This window comes from Pseudomonas sp. HD6422, assembly GCF_025377065.1.
Lineage (GTDB): Bacteria > Pseudomonadota > Gammaproteobacteria > Pseudomonadales > Pseudomonadaceae > Aquipseudomonas > Aquipseudomonas putida_U.
On the sequence record NZ_JAHWIW010000005.1, the window covers coordinates 113,460 to 134,806 of the forward strand.

The following is a 21,347-nucleotide window of genomic DNA, read 5'->3' on the forward strand; positions in this document are numbered from 1 at the left end:
ATGCTCCTGGCCCGCCCAACAGGAGCATGCCCATGACCCCCTTGCAGCGTCTCAAGTCCCTGGACGCCCCCATCATCCAACTGCTCTCCGGCTTTCCGGAACACGACCGCGCGCTGCCCTCCTGGCAGGCCCGGCAACGCTTCTTCGGTGACCTGGCCGATTACTGGAATGCGCCGGACAGCACCGGCGAAAACCGCAAAGCGCGCCTGATCCAGCTGCGGGGCCAGCAATTGCGCGCCGAGATCGAGCTGCGCATGGCCGACCAGACACTCGAACCTGCTCATGCCCAACTACTCGAAACCTGTCTGGACAAACCGCTGTCCTGGCAGCGGCAAGTACTGCCCGCCGCGACACGCTCACAACTGTACCGACCCTTGCTGGATATCACCCGCCCCAATTGGCGGGGCCATATACCCGGTGTAGTGGTGATCGTGGAAGGCGGCCCGCCCGGTCAGTTGCTGAACCACGGCCAGGCCCGCGGCCGAGCCTTGCTGTGCAGCCTCTCCCACGGTATCGAAGCGTTCAGCGACCTGTCGGCACTGCACCGGGAGCTCTGCGAGCGGCTCGACGACCCACTGCAAAGCCTGCCCTTGCTACGGCTGTTCGTCCGTACCGACGATCAGAGCTGTGCGCACAATGCCGAACGCCTGCGCTATGACTGGCTGACCGATGACTTGCTGCAGTCGCAGGTTCAAGACCTGCTCGATGCCCAGCAAAGGCGCCTGGCCGACTGCTGGCAGATCCACCCCGAGCCAGCACAGACGAGCGCCCAGGAGGAATTCGCTGCACGCCTGCGCCGCGCCGCAGACCTGCTCGAGGCCACCACCAGCAGGGCGGTATTGCCCACACGTTACGCTCTGCTGCTGGAAAAGCACTCGCCCGCCTGGCTCAAGCGCGCCTCGCCGCAGGCTCTGACGCATATCATGCAGACCATCCAGGAACTGGTGATCAGCATCGAGCGGGCCGCTGCACCGGGTATTCCCCGCCACCACGAGTTTCTCGAGCAAAATAGCTTGCAGGTATGGACCCGAGAACGCCTACGCCAGGCGTTACGCCAGCAGCACCTGCTCGACATCGACCCCCGTCACGTGCTGATCAGCGTGACCATGGCGCGCCAGGTCGGACCGGTACTCCATCCCTCGCTGCCGAACAGCTACGTGCCTGTGGCCAGCCGTGATCGGGTGGGTGGGACGGTCGAGCTCGTACCTCGCACCTACAGCCTGGAACAACTGGCATTGCTCAACGTCGCCTGGCTGGACGTGGACTACTGGCTGACCGCACGTGTTCACCAGGCAGACGGCAGCGCGTTGCCCGAGCTCAGCGCGGCACAGGCGAAGAAGCTGGTGCGCGAACTGGATACTGGGGCGAGCTATCCACGTTTTCTGCGCACCCACCTGATCGACTCCGCTGCCGGTCGGTGGCGCCAGCAAGCGCATGCCAACATCAACCGCGCGCGCATGCACGCCGAAGCAGCCAAAGGCCGTTATGCCGGACACTTCAAGTACAGCCCTGGGCAAATCGGCTATCGCTGGGCCAGGGCGATCATGAACTTTCCGGACAGCCAATGGCGGCCCCTTGTGCAGGAAAACCGCATCCAGGTGCGGCAAATGCTGATCAGCAACCAGACGCTTCAGGGCGTTCTGCTGATCACGACCGACACGCCGACGGTCAAGCGTTTCCTTCTGTATGCCCCTGATGCGCCCGACCGCAAGCCTTGGCGCGAATATGCCTCGGTTCGCGAATTGCTACGCTCGCTGCGCGACAAGCCAGCCTTTCGCGACTACGTGATCGAACGCCTGCCCATGGCCAAGCGCAGCACACTGCAAACCCTGTTGACCAAAGGGCGATTGGGACGGGAACTGACCACCCCGGAAATTACCGGCAACTTCCTGCACGCCTGTTACCTGGCCGAAGTGCGTGCGGTCATCGCGGCCGTGGATGCCAGTACCAACACCCGCCTGGAACTGCTGGGCCATGCCAGCCTGCGGGCGCTGTGGGTCATCCTCGACATCGTCAGCCTGATATTGCCCAACCGCGCCCTGACGCCCCTGGCCTTTGGCCGGGCAGCCATCTCCGCGCTGGATAGCGTACAGGCGCTGGACGAGGATGACCGGATCGGCGCCTTGGCCCATCTGGTCGAGATGTTCACTCACGCCGGCGACGGCCTGAACAGCATCAGCGGCTCAACCGTGGTGCGCCGGGCGATCCGCGCCATGCCACCGACACCACCGGTGATGCTGCCGCCGAGCTACAAGGTCCAACCCGATCCCGCCAAACTGCGCTACCGCATCGATGGCATCCATGGCGAAGGGGTATTCGAAAAGCCGTCGACCTACCCAGGCCTGACCCACTACTACATCCAGGACAACACCGGGTTCTACTACCAGGTAGCGTTCGATGGCTACCGCTGGCGCGCCGTCGACCCACAACAGGTCGATGCCTACACCAAGGTGGCGGTCAAACGCCGCGAAGATGGTGAATGGGTCGTCGACTCACCGGTCCTGTGGTACGAAGGCCTGCCGGACCTTGCGGCGCTGCTGGACGGTTGTCGTCTGGAGGAGGTACCGCAGGGCGAAGCCGAACCCTCCACACCCGGTGTCTACCGCAGTAACGACAAGCTGCACCTGCGCGCTGGCGGCCATGCCCTACCCTTGCGCGCTCACCTGCTCGAACACCATTACCACCTGCTGATCCCAGGCCAACCCAATCGTCGTGGTCCGGCCTGGGCAATCCTTCGCTGGCAGGATGAGCAATGGCGAATCCGCGTGCGCCAGCCAGGACGCAGTAGCGACTGGCTGGCGCTACCGGCCGGCTATTCCGACAACCGTGGCAGCAGTCGGTCAAGCCGCTGATGCAAGGCGCTGCTCGCTGGCCAGTTGCGCAGCAGCCGCGCCCGGTCGCGGGCATAGGCCGGGGCGAAGCTCAGCTGGGTCGCATGCTGGCACATGGCATCCAGGTCGATCAGCGACCATTGCCCGTCCACCCAGAACAGGTTGTGGCCCTTGAAATCGCCGTGGCTGATGCGTTCACGGATCAGCTGGCGCATCAACCGGACCAGAGCGTCGACCTGCTCCTCGGGCGCCTCGCCGTTGTCCACGTAGGGCGCGAAGCAGGCCGCCAGGTCGGGGCCATCGAGGTACTCGGTGACCAGGTAGGCGCGGCTGCGCAATCCCAGCACACGCTGCTCCAGCACCGCCAACGGGCGTGGCGTGGCAATGTCGAGGAACGCCAGGCGGTGGCCTTCGATCCACGAATGCCAGGCCCGGCTCGGGCGCCAGAAGCGCTTGAACCAATGAGCGGTGTTCTTGATGTTGTAGCGCTTGAGCACCAGCGGGCGCCCGTCGACTTCGATGCGTGCGACACTGGCCGCGCCACCGGTCTTGTACAGGTGGCCGCTGTCGATCAGGGTATCGGCCTGCTCCAGCACCGGCAACATGGCCTCGACCTCGTCGCGCACGATGGCGCGCAGGCCGGACAAGCTGCGCTGCACGCTGAACAGCGTGCATTCGCGGCCAGCTTTTTCCAGGTAATCCTTCTGCCGCCAGCTGCGGACCTTGTCCACCTGCTTCTGCAGGGCTTCCAAGGGCAAAGCATGCTCGGCGTTGGCCAACAGGTAATGCACCAGCAACTCTTCGATGAAAGGCTCCAGGCGCTTAGGCAACTGGGCGAAGAAGACGCCAAGGTTCTCCAGCACACGCGGGCGCGACAACTGCTGACCAGGGGTCTCGGCGCGGATGCCGGCGCCGTCGATCAGGTACAGCTTGCCGCCATGACGCAACAGGTTGTCCAGGTGCAGGTCTTCCTGCCACAGGCCCTTGGCGTGCATCTGCGCTACGGCGGTGAGGGCCTCGCCCAGTACCAGGTGCTGGGCGTCGGACAGCACCGGCTGGCGCTCTACCTCGGCCCAGGCATCGGCCAGGCTCTGGGCGCCGTCGAGAAACTCGAACAGCAACCAACCACCCTCGCCCTCCTTGAGCCCATCGGCCAACAACGTCGGCGTGGTCAGGCCTTCTTCAGCGAGCAGCTTCACACCTTCGAGTTCGCGCTGGAAGTGCCGCGGGGCACTGCCGCCGACCAGCAACTTGGCCAGCACTGGCGTGCCACGCCAGATCCCGGCACCGACGTAGCGCTGACCAGGCAACACACGCAGCAGGCTGAGCAGTTGCAGATCGCTGTCGCCAGCGGCATCGGCGAGGGTGACGGACAGCGGCAGCGCCGGGCTGCGGCCCAAATCCTTGAGTTCAGACAAACGCATCAGCGGGCCTCTTTTTCACGACGGCGTTGCGTCAGGCGTTGCAGCCAGGCGCCCACCTGGGCGCTCTCGGCCGGTTGCGCCAGGTAGGCGGCCAACAGCGTGCGCACATCCGCCTCGCTCCAGGCGCGGGCGCGGCGCAGCAGGGGTTCCAGGTCCTTGAGCCGGTCACGCTTGCCGAACAGCAGCGGTCGGGTCTTTTCCAGGTCGATCAGTTGCGCGTCCCAGCCCTCGCGGCGCTGACGCAGAAAAATGTGCTTGGGGTAGAAGCAGCCGTGTACCTGGCCGGCCGCGTGCAGGGTGCGGGCGAGTCCGCCACAGGCGACCAGGATGGCGTTGCGGGTCGGTGCATCGAACTGCGGCCATTGCCTGAGCAGGCTGTCCAGATCGCTCCAGCCATCCAGGGCGCGGGTCATGAGGATCGCCCGGTGCTCGCCGCCCTCCTTGCGCTCGCCATAGAACACCGCCTGCAAAGCCGGGATCGCGAGCTTCTGGTAACGGCTGATGTTGCGGAACTCGCGGGCGAACGTCGGCTCGCCGAAGGGACGGTGCAGGGTTCGAGTCAGGTAGTTGGCCTGGCGCTTGAGGTAATATCCCTTGCCTTCGAGTTCCATGCGAAACACCTGGCTCCAACCGCCACGCCCGGTGTTGGGTTCGTCCACGGCGTCCAGTTGCAGCGCCCATAACGCCTCGAAGTCGTTCAGGCCATGGCGCTGCAGCAGCGCGAGGTCGGCGCTGGCCAGGTAATCGGTCATTCCCTTCCCTCGAAGAAACCCAGCACCTGGCGGATACGCCGCTTGTCACGGGCATCGAGACGCTGGTGCTGGCGGTACTGCAGATAGAAACGCAGGCGCTGGGTCGCCGACAGGTGGTATTTGGCGACCTTGTCCAGGCACGCCAGATCCTTGATCAGGCGGTGGCGCCACATGAATCCCCGCCAGAAGTCGCCGGTGGGGCAGTCGATGAAGAACAGCGTGCCCTGGTCGTCGACCAGCAGGTTGCGCCACTTCAAGTCGTTGTGGGCGAAACGGTGCTCATGCATGACCCGGGTGTGCCGTGCCAATTGGCGGCTGACATGGTCGACCCAATGGCGGTCGGCCAGGCGCGGATCGTTGCGCTTGGCCAGCTCTTGCAGGTCTTCGGTGCGTGGCAGTTCGCGGGTGACCATGGCCCCGCGGCCGAATGCCAGGCCGTTGCGCTCCAGGCCCCAGGCTACCACTTCGGCAGTGGGGATCTGCCATTTGGCGAACTGCTTGAGGTTCTGCCATTCGGCTTTGATCCGCGGCCGGCCCAGGTAACGGCGCATGTGCTTGCCAGCGCCGGTGTAGCGCTTGACGTAATAATTGACCCCGTCCCGCTCGACCCGCACGACCTCGCTCAGCGGGTCGCGCGTCAGGCGTTCGCCCTCGACGGCGAATACCGCGTCGAGGCTACCGAAGTCCGCCGCCAGATGTTCGTAACCCGGCGCCAGTGTCCAACCCGCCATCAGAGTGCATCCCCATAGCGTTGCTTGCGATCGTAGAGTTTCTGCGCCTTGCGTTCGAGCCAGGCGAGCAGTGCCGCTTCGTCGGCGAGCACCTGGCGCAGTGGACGCTGGAAGTAGCCGCGCAAAAAGCGCAGTTTGTCCCGCCGTGTCAGACCGATGTCCAGCGCCGAGAAGTACAGTGCGGCCAGGTCCTTGTCCCGCCAACGGCGGCTGATTGTCGCCCGGGTCTGGGCACGATGCAGGTCGATCACCGACAGCTTGAAGTCTTCCGGCGTCACCGGACGATCGGTGTGCAGCAGGAAATGGCAGATGTAGCAATCGCGGTGGTTGACCCCGGCGCGGTGCATGCCGCCGGTCATTTTCGCCACTTCGGCGATCAGCGCCCATTTCAGGCGAGGCGCGGGTGGCTGCCTGACCCAGTCGAGGCTGTAGTCCTCCAGGCTGATGGTCGGCGCCAGCTCTTCGGTGACGATGAACGAGTGCTGCCGAGCCGGATCACTGCCGCGCTCGCCATAGGCCACCGCGGTCATGGTCGGTACGCCCACTTCGTGCAGACGCTGGATGGCCCGCCATTCCTGGCCGGCACCGAGTACCGGCAGCTTGGCAGTGAACAGGTTCTTGAAGATCTCGCCCCAACCGATGCCACGGTGGATCTTCACGAAGTAGCCTTTACCGTCGACCTCGGTGCGCAACGTGCGGCGCCCTTCCAGCTCGCGGTACACCTCGCCCTGCAGGGCCTCGACCGCCTCGAAGGCATCGCGTTTGGCCCACAGGCGCTTGAATGGCTCGGCCAGGATCAGCTTCATGCGCTCACCTTCCCGAGGATCACGTCGGCGGCATGCTGCGGCATGCTGTAGAGGTCGGCGGTGTCGGCGAACGCCAGGCCGTTGCGCGCCCAGTCGGCACGGGCTTGCGGGTCTTCGAGCATGCGTTGCAGGTAATCATTGAGCTGCTCTTGCTCGAACGGCTCGTCCAGCACCAGGCCGCTGTCGGCCTCGGCGATGTAGTGGGCGTAGCCGCACACCTTCGACACCAGCACCGGCAACCCGGCCACCAGGGCTTCGAGCAGCACGGTACCGGTGTTTTCGTTGTAGGCCGGGTGGATCAGCAGATCGGCACCGAGCAGGAAGCGTGGGATATCGCTGCGCCCCTTGAGGAACTGCACCTGCTCGCCCAAGCCCAGGGTAGCGCTCTGCAGCTGGAACACCTTGGGATCGTCCTGGCCGATGACCATCAACCGGGTACGCTTGCGCAGGGCCGAAGGCAGGGCGGCCAGGGCCTTGAGGCTGCGGTCGACGCCTTTGGTCTTGAATCCCGAGCCGATCTGCACCAACAGCAGGTCGTCATCGCCGAGGCCGAACTCCTTGCGGAACTCGGCACGGATCTCGGCGGCGTTGGCCGGCGCGCGGCGGTCCTGGGAAATGCCCGGCGGCAGCAGGTGAAAGCGCTCCACCGGGGTGCCGTAGTGCTTGATGAACAGCGGTTGCTGCACCTCGGAAATCATCAGCACCTCGGTGTGAGCATCCTTGGCGAACACGGCGCGCTCGTACTCGGCGAAGTGCCGGTAGCGGCCCCAACGGCGGTACAGACCGCCGCGCAGGGTCTGGGCCTTGTCCTCGAAGCAACCGTCGGCGGCGTAGTACACGTCCAGCCCAGGCATCTTGTTGAAGCCGATCAGTCGGTCGACCGGGCGCTTGGCCAAGTCGGCAGCCATCCAGGCACTGAGCTTTTCGTTGCGGCGGTGGTTGAACAACGCCTTGACCGGCGCCACCAGCACCTCGAAGCCCGGCGGCACGTCGCCCTCCCAGATCAGCGTATACACGCGGATCTGATGGCCACGCTTCTGGCACTCCAGGGCAATACGCATGAAATCGCGCTGCAGGCCACCGAAGGGGAAATATTTGTAAAGCACGAAAGCCAGTTGCATCAACGAACATCCTCAGCCAGCAGCAGCGCGCTCAGGCGGCTCGCCACATGCTCGGGATTCAGGCGAGTGAAGCACAACGGCCACTCGCGTTTGATATCGAACCGGCGCAGGTCGTCGGCGCTCGGTTTATAAGTGCATTTCTTTTGCAGGCAAGGGGCGCAAGGCGGCCAGTCGCTGGCCTGGTGGATCTGCGTGCGGCCATAGGCCCCGGTCAGGCCTGGATTGGTCGGGCCGAACAGGGAAATGGTCGGCACGTCGAGCGCCGCGGCCAGGTGGCCCAGCCCGGTATCCACGGCCACGCAAGCCTTGGCTGCGGCTAACACGCGGGCCACCCCGGCCAGGTTCAATTTGGGGAGTACCTGGCAGTTGTTCAAGCCTTGGGCGATACGCTCGGCCCGGGCCTTCTCGGCCGGGTTGCCCCACGGCAGGCACACCTGCAGCTTGCGCCGACCCATGCGTTCGGCCAGTTCGCGCCAATAGGCCTCGGGCCAGTGCTTGGTGGCCCAGGTAGTGCCATGCAGGAACACCACGTAGGGCGCGGCGGGCGGCAGTTGCAGGCGGTCGAGGTCGAGCCCGTAGTTGCCCAGACCCTCGGGCAGGTCGTAGGCCAGGGCCATGGCGAACAGCTGACGCACGCGCTCCACGGCATGTTGCCCGACCGCGACCGACAGGCGCCGATCATAGAAGCGGCTGGCCCAGCCTTCGCGGGCCGAATAGCGATCCAGGCCGGCCACCGGTGCCTTGACGTAGCGGGTCAGCCAGGCTGATTTGACCAGGCCCTGGGCATCGATCACCAGGTCGTACTTACGCTCGCGCAGACGCTGCTTGAACGCTTTCCACTCGCCGCTCTTGAAGGTCTGCCAGAGGTTCTTGCGCCAACGACGGATCGCCACCGGAATGACCTGATCGACCGCCGGGTGCCAGCTGGGGATTTCGGCGAAGCCTTCTTCCACCACCCAGTCGAAGCGGATCCCGGGAATCGCGTGGGCCGCATCGGTAAGGGCCGGCAGGGTGTGAATGACGTCGCCCAGCGACGAGGTCTTGATGATCAGTACCCGCACTTAGTCGACCTCGGTCACGGTATCGATCAACTCCGGCCCGCTCAGGCGCGTGAGCGCGGCGATGACCATGCCCGGGTCGAGCAGGCGCAGGCAGTTGTAGTGGCCGAACCGGCAGGTGCGGTCGAAACACGGGCTGCACTCGATGCCGGTGCGTACGACCTCGACCTGCTCGGCCAGCGGCGGGGTGAAGCCCGGCGAGGTCGACCCGTAGACCGCCACCAGCGGCCTGTTGAGCGCGGCGGCCACGTGCATCAGGCCGGAGTCGTTGCTCACCACGGCAGCGGCGCAGGACATCAGGTCGATGGCCTCGGCCAGCGAGGTCTCGCCGGCCAGGTTACAGGACTCTTCACGCAACCCTGGGATCAACCGGTCGCGGATCTGCTCGCCGACCGGATGGTCGTTCTTCGAGCCGAACAACCACACCTGCCAGCCCTGGCGAATCAGGGCATCGGCCACCTCGGCGTAGTGCTCGGCCGGCCAGCGCTTGGCCTCGCCGAACTCGGCTCCCGGGCACAGCGCCAGCACCGGCCGGTCCAGCTCCAGACCAAACTTGGCCAGGGCGGCATCGCGGCTCTGCGGCTCGATGCGCAGGCTCGGACGCGGGTAGGGTTGCGGCAGTTCGGCATCCGGCGCGTAGGCCAGGGCCATGAAACGCTCGATCATCAGCGGGTAGCGGGCCTTGTCCAGCTTGCGTACGTCGTTGAGCAGGCCGAAGCGCATTTCACCGCGCCAGCCGGTGCGCTTGGGGATACCGGCGAAGAACGGCACCAGCGCCGACTTGAGCGAGTTGGGCAGCAGGATGGCCTGGTCGTACTGGCCGGCCAGGGATTTGCCGATGCGCCGCCGCGTGGCCAGCTCCAGCGCACCGTGGCCGAGCGGAAAGCTCAGGGCTTGGCGCACCTCGGGCATGCGCTCGAGGATCGGCCGGCTCCACTCGGGAGCCAGGACGTCGATCACGCAGTCGGGGTGCTGCTGTTTCAGGCACTGGAACAGGGTCTGCGCCATCACCATGTCGCCGACCCAGCTGGGGCCAATGATCAGTATTCTCATGCTTGGTCCAGAAACGGTCGGGGAGGCTGCAGGCTGCATTACAGCCTGGCCTCCCCTCTATATATTCAGGCTATGTGGCGGACAGTGTAACACTCAGGGTCTGAAGCTGTTCACCAGGGCCCATCCGCGGACGAGCTCGCTATCAGGCCAACCCGAGTTCTCCCCAGATCCGCCTCACTTCGCGGCGCTCAGCGGCGAACTGCGCCGCATCGATCACCCCGGCCTGCTTCTGCAAAGCCTGACGGTGCGACGCCGAACGGAACGCCTTGTACACCTCGCGCAACAGGACTGCGTCGCTGGCCGGCATCAGGCCTGCCTGCTCGAGTTCCTCGAGGATCCGGATGTTATCGGTCCAGCGCAGGATGGCAGGGTGGTCGTGGGACCAGGCCAAGGCGGCGTATTGCACCATAAATTCGATATCGACGATACCGCCGGCATCCTGCTTGATATCGAAGGGCATCCCGGCATCGAAGGCGTTGCCGGCAGTGCCGGCGGCGGTCGCTTTGGTCCCGAGGTTGTCGCGCATCTTGGCGCGCATCTCGCTCACCTCGGTGCGCAGCCCGACCAGGTCGCGTGCGCGGCCCAACACCTTGGCGCGCACGCCTTCGAAAGCCGCCGCCACCTGCTTGCAGCCGACCAGCACCCGGGCCCGCACCAGGGCCTGGTGCTCCCAGGTCCAGGCCTCGTTCTGCTGGTAGCGCTCGAACGCCCCCAGCGAACTGACCAGCAGCCCCGAAGCACCGGAAGGGCGCAGGCGCATGTCGACGTCGTAGAGCTGGCCGGAGTTGGTCTGGGTGGTCAGCAGGTGGATGATGCGTTGCCCCAGACGGGTGAAGAACTGCGCGCTGTCGATGGGCTTGGCGCCATCGGTCTCGGCCTGTGGGTCGCCATCATGGATGAACACCAGGTCCAGGTCCGAACCGTGGCCCAGCTCCAACCCGCCCACCTTGCCATAGCCGATGATGATGAAGCCCGGGTCGCACAGACTGCCATCGCTGCGTTTGGGCTGACCGTGGCGGGCAACGGTCTGGCGCCAGGCCAGGGCCAGTACCTGGTCGAGGATGGCTTCGGCGAGCCAGGTCAGGTAGTCACTGACCTTCATCAAGGGCAGGTTGCCGCTGATCTCCGAAGCGGCCACGCGCAGGCTATGAGCGAGCTTGAAATGGCGCAGGGCTTCCATCTGCTGTTCGAGGTCGTCCTCAGGAATGCGCGTCAAGCGCTCACGCAGCTCGGCGGCCAGTTCCGGGGCCAATGGCGGGCTGAACAAACGTCCTTCGTTGAGCAACTCGTCGAGCAACAGCGGGTAACGGGCGATCTGTTCGGCGATCCATGGGCTCGCCGCACACAGGGTCAGCAGTTGGCGCAAAGCGCCCGGGTTCTCGGTGAGCAGCACCAGATAGGCCGAACGCCGTGCCACCGCTTCGACCAGCGGCAGCACACGCTCCAGGACCAGATCCGGGTTGTCGTGCTCGACGGCCTGGGCCAGCAGTCGGGGAATGAAGGCATCCAGACGCTCACGACCAATGCGTTGCATCGAGCGCAGCTGCGGGCTGGCGCGCAGGCCGGCCAAACGCCGCAGGGCCTCGGCCGGCTGGCGGAAGCCGGCTTCTTCGAGCTGACGACCGGCCGCATCCTCATCCTGGGCCTGCTCCCACAGCGGCGACCATTCGCCACCCACCACCAGCTCGCCCTCGCGTTCCTCTTCGTCCGGGTCGGCGATGACCTGGCGGAAATGCCAGTCAACCCGACCACGCCAATGCATCAGTTGGTCATGGAAGGTCTGCCAATCGGTGAAGCCGAGGATGTACGCGACCCGCGCCCGATCGGTTTCGCCCTCGGGCAGCATCTGCGTCTGGCGGTCGGCGATGGCCTGGATGGCATGCTCGGTATAGCGCAGGAACTCATACCCTTCGCGCAGTTCCTGCACCACCGCAGGGGGCAGGTAGCCCTGGCCTTCCAGGGTGGCCAGGACCTTGAGCAAAGGCCGCTGCTGCAGGCTCAGGTCACGCCCGCCGTGGATCAACTGAAAAGCCTGAGCGATGAACTCGACCTCACGGATACCCCCAGCGCCGAGCTTGATGTTGTCGGCCATGCCCTTGCGCCGCACCTCTTGCTGGATCAGGTGCTTCATGGTGCGCAGCGCCTCGATCGCGGAGAAGTCCAGATAACGCCGGTAGACGAACGGGCGCAACATCTCCAGCAGTTGCGCGCCACTGGCCTGATCGCCGGCGACCACCCGCGCCTTGATCATCGCGTAGCGTTCCCAGTCGCGGCCCTGATCCTGGTAATAGTGCTCCAGCGCATTGAAGCTGAGCACCAGGGCGCCGGACGAGCCGTAGGGGCGCAAGCGCATGTCGACGCGGAACACGAAGCCGTCGACGGTGACGGGGTCCAGTGCCTTGATCAGACGCTGGCCCAGCCGGGTGAAGAACTCCTGGTTATCCAGCGAACGCTTGACCCCTTCGGTTTCGCCGCCCTCGGGAAAGGCGAAGATGAGGTCGATGTCGGATGACAGGTTCAATTCCACTGCGCCCAGCTTGCCCATGCCCAGCACCACCATGTGCTGGGGCAGGCCGCTGCGATTGCCGATCGGCGTGCCGAACTGCTGGCAATGACGCGGGTACAGCCATTGATAGGCCTCGTCGATGGCGGCATCGGCGAGATCGGAAAGGTCCTGGCAGGTTTCACCCAGCTCGGCCTGGCGGGTGATGTCGCGCCAGATGATCCGTAGCTGCTGGCGATTGCGCTCACGTCGCAGGTTGCGCGCCAGCTCGTCTTCGCTCTGCGCCGCCTGGGCCGCTTGGGCAACGTGTCCGCGCAGTTCGCCGGGGGCATAGCGGCGGTCGAGCTCGCCACTGGCCAGCAACGCGCAGAGCTGTGCCGGTTCGCGCTGGGCCTGGTCGAGCACGAACTCGCTGGCCGCGGCGACCTGATCGAACTGTTGCCGGTGCACAGGGCTCCAAGTCTTCAGATCGATTTCTGGATGGGCAGCCACGGCGTCGTGCAGGAACTGCTGGTTACGGGCGACCAGCGGTTGCAGGGTAGCGGGCAGATCGAGCGGCAAAGGCAGGCGCATGGACTATCCTTGATCGGCGAGAAAGTGAGGGGTGGAAGCGGCCAAGGGGATGCTCGACCACGGTTGGAGTGTCGTACAAAAGTTGGAAATAGCTGAAAAAAACGAAACATTGGCAAGAAACATCAAGAATCACCCGTTCGCAACACAACGCCAACCAACATGAACGTTTTTCCTCACAAGCCAAGGTGCGACCGAACGTCGCATTTCTGTAGTTTTACTACTACCCCAACAGGGTAAAAGCATGAAATGCGAAAGCATTTGTAGTAAAACTACACGGCGCCGGATCACACCCCGGTAATCCAAGAATTCACGACGTCTGCCCATAAGGCCAGTCGCAAACTCAGGCCCCCGATTCTGGTGGCCTTTCCGCCCTGGAGCAAGCCATGCAAGACCTCGATCCAATCGAAACCCAGGAATGGCTGGATGCCCTGGAGTCGGTCCTCGACAAAGAAGGCGAAGACCGCGCTCATTACCTGATGACCCGTATGGGCGAGCTGGCCACCCGCAGTGGCTCGCAGCTGCCGTATGCCATCACCACGCCGTACCGCAACACCATCCCTGTCACCCACGAAGCACGCATGCCTGGCGACCTGTTCATGGAACGCCGCATTCGCTCGATGGTACGTTGGAACGCCCTGGCCATGGTCATGCGCACCAACCTGAAAGACTCGGACCTGGGCGGACACATTTCCAGCTTCGCCTCCAGTGCCACCCTGTACGACATCGGCTTCAACTACTTCTTCCAGGCGCCGACCGAAGAACACGGCGGCGACCTGATCTTCTTCCAGGGCCACGCCTCGCCTGGCGTCTACGCTCGTGCCTTCATGGAAGGCCGCATCAGCGAAGACCAGATGAACAACTTCCGTCAGGAAGTGGACGGCAACGGCCTGTCGTCGTACCCACACCCTTGGCTGATGCCTGACTTCTGGCAGTTCCCGACCGTTTCCATGGGTCTGGGCCCGATCCAGGCGATCTACCAGGCCCGTTTCATGAAGTACCTCGAAGCCCGTGGCTTCATCCCGGCCGGCAAGCAGAAGGTCTGGTGCTTCATGGGCGACGGCGAGTGCGACGAGCCGGAATCCCTGGGCGCGATCGCCCTGGCCGGCCGCGAGAAGCTGGACAACCTGATCTTCGTCATCAACTGCAACCTGCAGCGCCTCGACGGCCCGGTACGCGGCAACGGCAAGATCATCCAGGAACTCGAAGGCGTGTTCCGTGGCGGTGGCTGGAATGTCAACAAGGTCGTCTGGGGCCGCTTCTGGGACCCACTGTTCGCCAAGGACACCAACGGCGCCCTGCAGCGTCGCATGGACGAAGTCATCGACGGCGAATACCAGAACTACAAGGCCAAGGACGGTGCGTACGTCCGTGAGCACTTCTTCAACACCCCAGAGCTCAAGGCCATGGTCGAAGACCTGTCCGACGACGAGATCTGGAAGCTCAACCGTGGCGGCCACGACCCGTACAAGGTCTACGCGGCTTATCACCAGGCTGTGAACCACAAGGATCAGCCGACCGTCATCCTGGCCAAGACCATCAAGGGTTACGGTACCGGTGCCGGCGAAGCCAAGAACACCGCGCACAACACCAAGAAGGTCGACGTCGACAGCCTGCGTCACTTCCGTGACCGCTTCGACATCCCGGTCAAGGATGCCGACCTGGAAAATCTGCCGTTCTTCCGCCCGGAAGAAGGCTCCGCCGAAGCCAAGTACCTGGCCGAGCGCCGCAGCGCCCTGGGTGGCTTCGTGCCGCAGCGTCGCGCCAAGAGCTTCAGCGTGCCGACCCCGCCACTGGAAACGCTCAAGGCGATCCTGGATGGCTCGGGCGACCGCGAAATCTCCACCACCATGGCCTTCGTGCGCATCCTGGCGCAGTTGGTCAAGGACAAGGAAATCGGCCAGCGCATCGTTCCGATCATTCCGGACGAAGCCCGTACCTTCGGTATGGAAGGCATGTTCCGCCAGTTGGGCATCTACTCGTCCGTGGGCCAGCTCTACGAGCCGGTCGACAAGGACCAGGTGATGTTCTACCGCGAGGACAAGAAGGGCCAGATCCTCGAGGAAGGCATCAACGAAGCCGGCGCCATGTCGTCGTTCATCGCTGCCGGCACCTCGTACAGCTGCCACAACCAGCCGATGCTGCCGTTCTACATCTTCTACTCGATGTTCGGCTTCCAGCGTATCGGCGACCTGGCTTGGGCCGCTGGCGACAGCCGTACCCGTGGCTTCCTGATCGGCGGTACCGCCGGCCGTACCACCCTCAACGGTGAAGGCCTGCAGCACGAGGACGGCCACAGCCACATGATGGCGGGCACCATCCCGAACTGCCGCACCTATGATCCGACCTACGGCTACGAGCTGGCGGTGATCATCCAGGACGGCATGAAGAAGATGACCGAAGAGCAACAGGACATCTTCTACTACATCACCGTGATGAACGAGTCCTACCAGCAGCCAGCCATGCCGGCCGGTGTTGAGGAAGGCATCATCAAGGGCATGTACCTGCTCGAAGAAGACACCCGCGAAGCCGCGCACCACGTACAGCTGATGGGCTCCGGCACCATCCTGCGCGAGGTCCGCGAAGCGGCGAAGATCCTGCGTGAAGAGTTCAACGTCGGTGCCGACGTGTGGAGCGTCACCAGCTTCAACGAATTGCGTCGCGACGGCCTGGCCGTGGAACGCGCCAACCGCCTCAAGCCTGGCCAGAAGCCAGAGCAGACCTACGTCGAGCAGTGCTTGAACGGTCGCAAAGGTCCGGTCATCGCCTCCACCGACTACATGAAGCTGTTCGCCGAGCAGATCCGCCAGTGGGTGCCGAGCAAAGAGTTCAAGGTCTTGGGTACCGACGGCTACGGCCGCAGCGACAGCCGCAAGAAGCTGCGTCACTTCTTCGAAGTCGACCGCCACTTCGTGGTGCTGGCTGCCCTGGAAGCCCTGGCTGACCGTGGCGAGATCGAACCCAAGGTTGTGGCTGACGCCATCGTCAAGTTCGGCATCGACCCGGACAAGCGCAACCCACTGGACTGCTGAGGAGTATCTTTAAGTGAGCGAACTCATTCGCGTACCTGACATCGGCAGCGGTGAAGGTGAAATCATCGAGCTGTTCGTCAAGGTCGGTGACCGTATCGAGGCTGACCAGAGCCTGCTGACCCTGGAGTCCGACAAGGCCTCCATGGAGATCCCGGCCCCCAAGGCCGGCGTCATCAAGGAACTCAAGGTCAAGCTGGGCGACCGTCTGAAAGAAGGCGACGAGCTGTTGGTTCTGGAAGCCGAGGGCGCCGCTGCTGCGGCCCCCGAGGCTCCGGCTGCCGAGCCTGCACCGGCTGCTACACCTGCGCCTGCCGCAGAAGCCGCTGCTGCTCCTGCTCCGGCCGCAGCACCAGCTGCCGCCAGCGTGCAGGACATCCACGTGCCGGACATCGGCTCGTCGGGCAAGGCCAAGATCATCGAAGTGCTGGTCAAGGCCGGCGATACCGTCGAAGCCGATCAGTCGCTGATCACCCTGGAGTCCGACAAGGCCTCCATGGAAATCCCGTCGCCCGCCGCTGGCGTGGTGAAGGAAGTGATCGCCAAGCTGGACGACGAAGTCGGCACCGGTGACCTGATCCTCAAGCTGGAAGTCGCCGGCGCAGCACCTGCTGCCGCACCGGCTCCGGCTGCTGCACCGGCCAAGTCCGAGGCGGCCCCGGCCGCAGCCCCGGCCGCTCCTGCCGCCCCGGCTGCTGCTCCAGCACCAGCGGCCACCGCTCCGGCGGCCGGCAGCAACGCCAAGGTTCACGCCGGCCCGGCAGTACGCCAGCTGGCCCGTGAATTCGGTGTCGACCTGGGCGCGGTCGCCGCAACCGGCCCGCACGGCCGTATCCTCAAGGAAGACGTGCAGGTCTACGTCAAATCGGTCATGCAGAAGGCCAAGGAAGCCCCGGCCGCCGGCGCGACCGGTGGTGCCGGTATCCCGCCGATTCCGACCGTCGACTTCAGCAAGTTCGGCGAAGTCGAAGAAGTCGCCCTGACCCGCCTGATGCAGGTCGGTGCTGCCAACCTGCATCGCAGCTGGCTGAACGTGCCTCACGTCACCCAGTTCGACTCGGCCGACATCACCGAGCTCGAAGCCTTCCGCGTCGCGCAGAAGGCCGTGGCCGAGAAGGCGGGCGTCAAGCTGACCGTGCTGCCGCTGCTGCTCAAGGCTTGTGCCCACCTGCTCAAGGAACTGCCGGACTTCAACAGTTCGTTGGCGCCAAGCGGCAAGGCGATCATCCGCAAGAAGTACGTGCACATCGGCTTTGCCGTGGACACCCCGGATGGTCTGCTGGTCCCTGTGATCAAGAACGTCGATCAGAAGAGCCTGCTGCAACTGGCTGGCGAAGCCGCGGCCCTGGCCGAGAAGGCCCGCACCAAGAAGCTGTCGGCCGACGACATGCAGGGCGCCTGCTTCACCATTTCCAGCCTCGGCCACATTGGCGGCACCGGCTTCACGCCGATCGTCAACGCGCCGGAGGTGGCGATCCTCGGCGTTTCCAAGGCCACCATGCAGCCGGTCTGGGATGGCAAGGCCTTCCAGCCGAAGCTGATGCTGCCGCTGTCGCTGTCCTACGATCACCGCGTGATCAACGGCGCCGCCGCCGCACGCTTCACCAAGCGGCTGGGCGATCTGCTGACCGACATCCGCACCATGCTGCTGTAACCGGCAGCCAACCTGCCTCCCTGCGGGGAGGCAGGCACCCTTTTCGAGCTGCCACGCTCGTACCTCAACCCCGCCCTCTGGCGGGGCTTTTTTTTCCGCTCGCCCAGACATTTGCAGCGCGATTGAAATCCCCAGCCAAACACCTTTCAGCCTCCACCCGCCAATCAGCCTTAAGGATTCTCGACCAACGGCCGAAAACCTGACTGATACCCCATATGGCCGCTTGCCAGCTCTGGGGACATGATGCAACCTTGCCAGATGCGCCGCCGCCCCAGGCCGCGTCACCTCTTCAAGCGAGTCTTCGATGAAAAGCCAACCCGATGCCGCCAGCCGTGTGGCGGCCGAGGTCGTTACGCAGCTTCCCGTGCCTTCGCGGCTCGGCATGCTGCGTTTCGAAAGGCTGAACGAAGCCAGCTGGGCCATGCTCTACCTCGACCCCGCCTGCGAACGCCAGTTCGCCCTGCCGGCGGCCGAGCTCTGTGCACTGATAGGCTCGCCCTACGCCAGCCTGATGGAGCCCGAGGCGCGCTATGCCCTGCACGACGACATCCAGCAACAACTGGGCCGTCGCGGTTACTACCGGGTACGCTACACCCTGCATGCCCAGGCCGGTGCGCTGCGCCTGCTGGAAACCGGTGAGGTCTACAAGCAGCACAACCGCCAGCTGCTGCGCGGCTACCTGATGGTGCTCGACGATCAGGCACACGGCGCCACCGACCCGACTGCCGACGAGCTGGAATCGCGCAACAACCGCCTGCAGTTGGCCTTGCAGCTCAACCAGCATGCCCAGCAGGAGCAACTCGAGCACCTCGAACGGGTACGCAGCCAGCAAGACCTGATCCTGCGCCTCGCCCGCCAGCGCTACAGTGCCGAAAACTCGCTGCAGGAAGCCGCCGAGCTGATTACCCGCAGCGCCTGCGAGATCTACAAAGTCGACAGTGCCAGCATCTGGCACCTCGAAGGTCAGCGCCTGGAGCCGATCAGTGCCTGGCTGCGCGACGAGCAAGGGTACCGCCTGCCAGCACCGGTCGACGCCAGCCGCTTTCCCGACTACCTCGAAGCCCTGCACACCAGCCGCGCCATCGACGCACACAACGCCAGCCAAGACCCGCGGACCCGCGCATTGGTAGCCACCCTCTCGGTTGCCGACAACGCCATGCTCGACGCCAGCATCCGCGTCGATGGCCAGGTGGTGGGTGTGCTATGCCTGGAGCAAACCGGCACACCCAGGGCCTGGCAGTCCGACGAGATCGCCTTCGCCGGTGAGTTGGCCGACCAGTTCGCCCAGGTCATCACCAACCACAACCGACGTACCGCGGCCAGCGCCCTGCACCTGTTCCAACGCGCGGTGGAACAAAGCGCCAGCGCCTTCCTGCTGGTCAACCGCGACGGCATGGTCGAGTACGTCAACCCAAGCTTCACGGCCATCACCCAATACAGCACCGAGGAGGTTCAAGGCCGGCACTTGGGCGAGCTACCGGCATTGGAGAACCTCAGCGAACTGCTGTTCGACTCGCCGTCGAGCCTGGCCATGGGCAACAGCTGGCAAGGCGAGTTCAAGAGCCGACGCAAGAACCTCGAACCCTACTGGGGTCAACTATCGATCTCCAAGGTGTACGGCGATAACCGCGAGTTGACCCACTACATCGGCATCTACGAGGACATCACCCAGTCCAAGTTGGCCCAACAGCGCATCGAACGCCTGGCCTACACCGACAACCTGACCAACCTGGGCAACCGCCCAGCGTTCATCCGCAGCCTCGATGAGCGCTTCACCCATGTCAGCGACAGCCCGATCTGCCTGCTGCTGGTGGACATCGACAATTTCAAGCGGATCAACGACAGCCTTGGCCACCAAACCGGCGACAAGTTGCTGGTGAGCCTGGCCCGGCGCCTGCGCAACAGCCTCAACGCCGACGGCATGCTGGCCCGCTTCGCCAGTAACGAGTTCGCCGTACTGCTCGACAACACCAGCCTGGAAGACGGCCAAGGGGTCGCCCAGCAGCTGTTGCACACCCTCGACAAACCGATGTTCGTCGACAATCAGCTGATCAACGTCACCGCCTCGGTGGGCCTGGCTTGTGCGCCGCTGCACGGCAGCGATCCGACCACGCTGATGAAGAACGCCGGCCTGGCACTGCACAAGGCCAAGGCCAACGGCAAGCATCAGGTACAGGTGTTCACCGAGGTCCTCAACGCCGAGGCCAGCTACAAGCTGTTCGTCGAGAACAACCTGCGCCGCGCGCTGACCCAGAACGAACTGGAAGTGTTCTACCAGCCCAAGCTGTGCCTGCGCAGCGGTCGCCTGCTCGGCCTGGAGGCGCTGCTGCGCTGGAATCACCCAGAACGCGGCATGATCCGCCCCGACCAGTTCATCAGCGTGGCCGAGGAAACCGGCCTGATCATTCCTATCGGCAAATGGGTGGTGCGCCAGGCCTGCTGCATGAGCCAACAGCTACGCCAGGCCGGTATGGGCAGTCTGCATGTCGCCATCAATCTGTCGCCCAAGCAGTTCTCCGACCCCGATCTGGTCGCCTCGATCGGCAGTATCCTGAAGGAAGAAGCCCTGCCTCCACACTTGCTGGAACTGGAACTGACCGAAGGGCTGCTGCTGGAAGCCAGCGAGGACACCCACCGCCAGCTCGACGAGCTCAAGGCCCTGGGCCTGAACCTGGCGATGGACGATTTCGGCACCGGCTACTCGTCGCTGAGCTACCTGAAGAAATTCCCGATCGACATCATCAAGATCGACCGCAGCTTCATCAACGAGATCCCCGACAACCAGGACGACATGGAAATCACCTCGGCAGTGGTGGCCATGGCCCACAACCTCAAGCTCAAGGTGGTGGCCGAGGGTATCGAGACCCCGGAACAGCTGGCGTTCCTTCGCAGGCATCGCTGCGACGTCGGCCAAGGCTATCTGTTCGACCGGCCGATCCCGGGGCGTGAGCTCGAAGCACGACTCAAGCGCTATCCGCGCGGTCCAATGGCCTGACAGCGGCGTAAAGCTCGGGCACTATAGAACCCATTCGGGCCCTTTCGCGGCCAGGCCGCTCCTACAAGATTCGATGGTGATCCTGTGGGAGCGGGCTCGCCCGCGAAGAGGCCAGCACCTATCCAACTGAATAGACACAGAGGAACGGCCATGGTCCTGCGTTCTGAAATCCTGGTGAACAAAAACGTCATGCCTACCGCCGAGCAAGCCCTGCCCGGTCGCGAAACCCCGATGGCCCTGCCGGAGTTCCACTATGTGTTCAAGGACACGCCGCTGCTCGGCCCGTTCTTCGAAGGCAACATCGACTTCGCCATCTTCGGCCTCGGCTGCTTCTGGGGCGCCGAGCGCCGTTTCTGGGAGCGTGAAGGCGTGGTCAGCACCGTGGTCGGCTATGCCGGCGGCTTCACCCCCCATCCCACCTACGAAGAAGTCTGCTCGGGCCTGACCGGCCACACCGAGGTGGTGTTGGTGGTGTTCGACAAGGACAAGGTCAGCTACCGCGAGCTGCTGGCGATGTTCTGGGAGCTGCACAACCCCACCCAGGGTATGCGCCAGGGCAACGACGTCGGCACCCAGTACCGCTCGGCCATCTACTGCACCAGCCCTGAACAGCTGGAGCAAGCCAAGGCCAGCCGCGATGCCTTCCAGGCCGAACTGAGCAAGGCCGGCTTCGGCGAGATCACCACCGAAATCGACCAGGCGCCGACCGTGTACTTCGCCGAGGCCTACCACCAGCAGTACCTGGCCAAGAACCCGCAGGGCTACTGCGGCATCGGCGGCACCGGCGTGTGCCTGCCGCCCAGCCTGCAAGGCAACTGAC

13 protein-coding genes are annotated in these 21,347 nt (G+C 64.4%); 5 read left to right on the top strand and 8 right to left on the bottom strand.

Annotated features, from left to right (window positions below; translation table 11 throughout):
- Positions 1-32 precede the first annotated feature (32 nt).
- On the top strand, positions 33-2,852 hold the full coding sequence (locus KY379_RS05150) for a dermonecrotic toxin domain-containing protein (protein WP_261239363.1): 2,820 nt from the start codon (positions 33-35) through the stop codon (positions 2,850-2,852).
- On the opposite strand, the gene KY379_RS05155 is transcribed toward KY379_RS05150, so the two are convergent.
- The 8 genes from KY379_RS05155 to glnE form a co-directional block, all read right to left on the bottom strand.
- Positions 2,813-4,255 carry a lipopolysaccharide kinase InaA family protein gene (locus KY379_RS05155; protein ID WP_261239364.1) on the bottom strand — a complete coding sequence of 481 codons (1,443 nt, stop codon included), beginning with the start codon at positions 4,253-4,255 and terminating at the stop codon, positions 2,813-2,815. The two genes, KY379_RS05150 and KY379_RS05155, sit on opposite strands and share 40 nt — an antisense overlap.
- A complete protein-coding gene (locus KY379_RS05160) occupies positions 4,255-5,007 on the bottom strand; it encodes a lipopolysaccharide kinase InaA family protein (protein ID WP_196172062.1) in 753 nt (250 codons plus the stop codon). Before KY379_RS05160 ends, KY379_RS05155 begins: the two co-directional genes overlap by 1 nt.
- Positions 5,004-5,738: a lipopolysaccharide kinase InaA family protein gene (locus KY379_RS05165; protein WP_133327398.1), complete on the bottom strand. Its 735-nt coding sequence runs from the start codon at positions 5,736-5,738 to the stop codon at positions 5,004-5,006. Before KY379_RS05165 ends, KY379_RS05160 begins: the two co-directional genes overlap by 4 nt.
- Positions 5,738-6,544, bottom strand: coding sequence for a lipopolysaccharide core heptose(I) kinase RfaP (gene rfaP, locus KY379_RS05170; RefSeq protein ID WP_133327400.1), 807 nt, complete (start codon positions 6,542-6,544; stop codon positions 5,738-5,740). The genes KY379_RS05165 and rfaP overlap by 1 nt, the downstream gene beginning before the upstream one ends.
- Positions 6,541-7,665, bottom strand: coding sequence for a glycosyltransferase family 4 protein (locus KY379_RS05175; protein ID WP_133327402.1), 1,125 nt, complete (start codon positions 7,663-7,665; stop codon positions 6,541-6,543). The genes rfaP and KY379_RS05175 overlap by 4 nt, the downstream gene beginning before the upstream one ends.
- On the bottom strand, positions 7,665-8,726 hold the full coding sequence (gene waaC / locus KY379_RS05180) for a lipopolysaccharide heptosyltransferase I (protein ID WP_133327404.1): 1,062 nt from the start codon (positions 8,724-8,726) through the stop codon (positions 7,665-7,667). Before waaC ends, KY379_RS05175 begins: the two co-directional genes overlap by 1 nt.
- Positions 8,727-9,776, bottom strand: a complete 1,050-nt coding sequence (waaF, locus tag KY379_RS05185; protein ID WP_133327406.1) for a lipopolysaccharide heptosyltransferase II — start codon at positions 9,774-9,776, stop codon at positions 8,727-8,729.
- A gap of 142 nt (positions 9,777-9,918) precedes the next feature.
- Entirely contained in the window at positions 9,919-12,852 is a 2,934-nt protein-coding gene (glnE, locus tag KY379_RS05190; protein ID WP_261239365.1) for a bifunctional [glutamate--ammonia ligase]-adenylyl-L-tyrosine phosphorylase/[glutamate--ammonia-ligase] adenylyltransferase, read from the bottom strand.
- Positions 12,853-13,235: 383 nt separating this feature from the next.
- Here glnE and aceE point away from each other — a divergent pair, with 383 nt between their 5' ends.
- The 4 genes from aceE (at position 13,236) to msrA (ending at position 21,346) form a co-directional block, all read left to right on the top strand.
- The gene (gene aceE / locus KY379_RS05195; protein ID WP_133327410.1) at positions 13,236-15,881 is read left to right on the top strand and encodes a pyruvate dehydrogenase (acetyl-transferring), homodimeric type; all 2,646 of its coding nucleotides are present in this window, start codon (positions 13,236-13,238) and stop codon (positions 15,879-15,881) included.
- A 13-nt stretch (positions 15,882-15,894) separates the two neighbouring features.
- On the top strand, positions 15,895-17,532 hold the full coding sequence (gene aceF, locus KY379_RS05200; RefSeq protein WP_261239367.1) for a dihydrolipoyllysine-residue acetyltransferase: 1,638 nt from the start codon (positions 15,895-15,897) through the stop codon (positions 17,530-17,532).
- 304 nt (positions 17,533-17,836) lie between these two features.
- On the top strand, positions 17,837-20,527 hold the full coding sequence (locus KY379_RS05205) for an EAL domain-containing protein (protein ID WP_133327414.1): 2,691 nt from the start codon (positions 17,837-17,839) through the stop codon (positions 20,525-20,527).
- 150 nt (positions 20,528-20,677) lie between these two features.
- Complete coding sequence (gene msrA, locus KY379_RS05210; protein ID WP_133327416.1) at positions 20,678-21,346, top strand: peptide-methionine (S)-S-oxide reductase MsrA; 669 nt, start codon at positions 20,678-20,680, stop codon at positions 21,344-21,346.
- The last annotated feature ends 1 nt before the right edge of the window (position 21,347 follow it).

Excerpts from the sequence above, each read along its gene's own strand:
- KY379_RS05150 (WP_261239363.1), top strand. The coding sequence starts at position 33 with ATGACCCCCTTGCAGCGTCTCAAGTCCCTGGACGCCCCCATCATCCAA.
- KY379_RS05155 (WP_261239364.1), bottom strand. The coding sequence starts at position 4,255 with ATGCGTTTGTCTGAACTCAAGGATTTGGGCCGCAGCCCGGCGCTGCCG.
- KY379_RS05160 (WP_196172062.1), bottom strand. The coding sequence starts at position 5,007 with ATGACCGATTACCTGGCCAGCGCCGACCTCGCGCTGCTGCAGCGCCAT.
- KY379_RS05165 (WP_133327398.1), bottom strand. The coding sequence starts at position 5,738 with ATGGCGGGTTGGACACTGGCGCCGGGTTACGAACATCTGGCGGCGGAC.
- rfaP (WP_133327400.1), bottom strand. The coding sequence starts at position 6,544 with ATGAAGCTGATCCTGGCCGAGCCATTCAAGCGCCTGTGGGCCAAACGC.
- KY379_RS05175 (WP_133327402.1), bottom strand. The coding sequence starts at position 7,665 with ATGCAACTGGCTTTCGTGCTTTACAAATATTTCCCCTTCGGTGGCCTG.
- waaF (WP_133327406.1), bottom strand. The coding sequence starts at position 9,776 with ATGAGAATACTGATCATTGGCCCCAGCTGGGTCGGCGACATGGTGATG.
- glnE (WP_261239365.1), bottom strand. The coding sequence starts at position 12,852 with ATGCGCCTGCCTTTGCCGCTCGATCTGCCCGCTACCCTGCAACCGCTG.
- aceE (WP_133327410.1), top strand. The coding sequence starts at position 13,236 with ATGCAAGACCTCGATCCAATCGAAACCCAGGAATGGCTGGATGCCCTG.
- KY379_RS05205 (WP_133327414.1), top strand. The coding sequence starts at position 17,837 with ATGAAAAGCCAACCCGATGCCGCCAGCCGTGTGGCGGCCGAGGTCGTT.
- msrA (WP_133327416.1), top strand. The coding sequence starts at position 20,678 with ATGGTCCTGCGTTCTGAAATCCTGGTGAACAAAAACGTCATGCCTACC.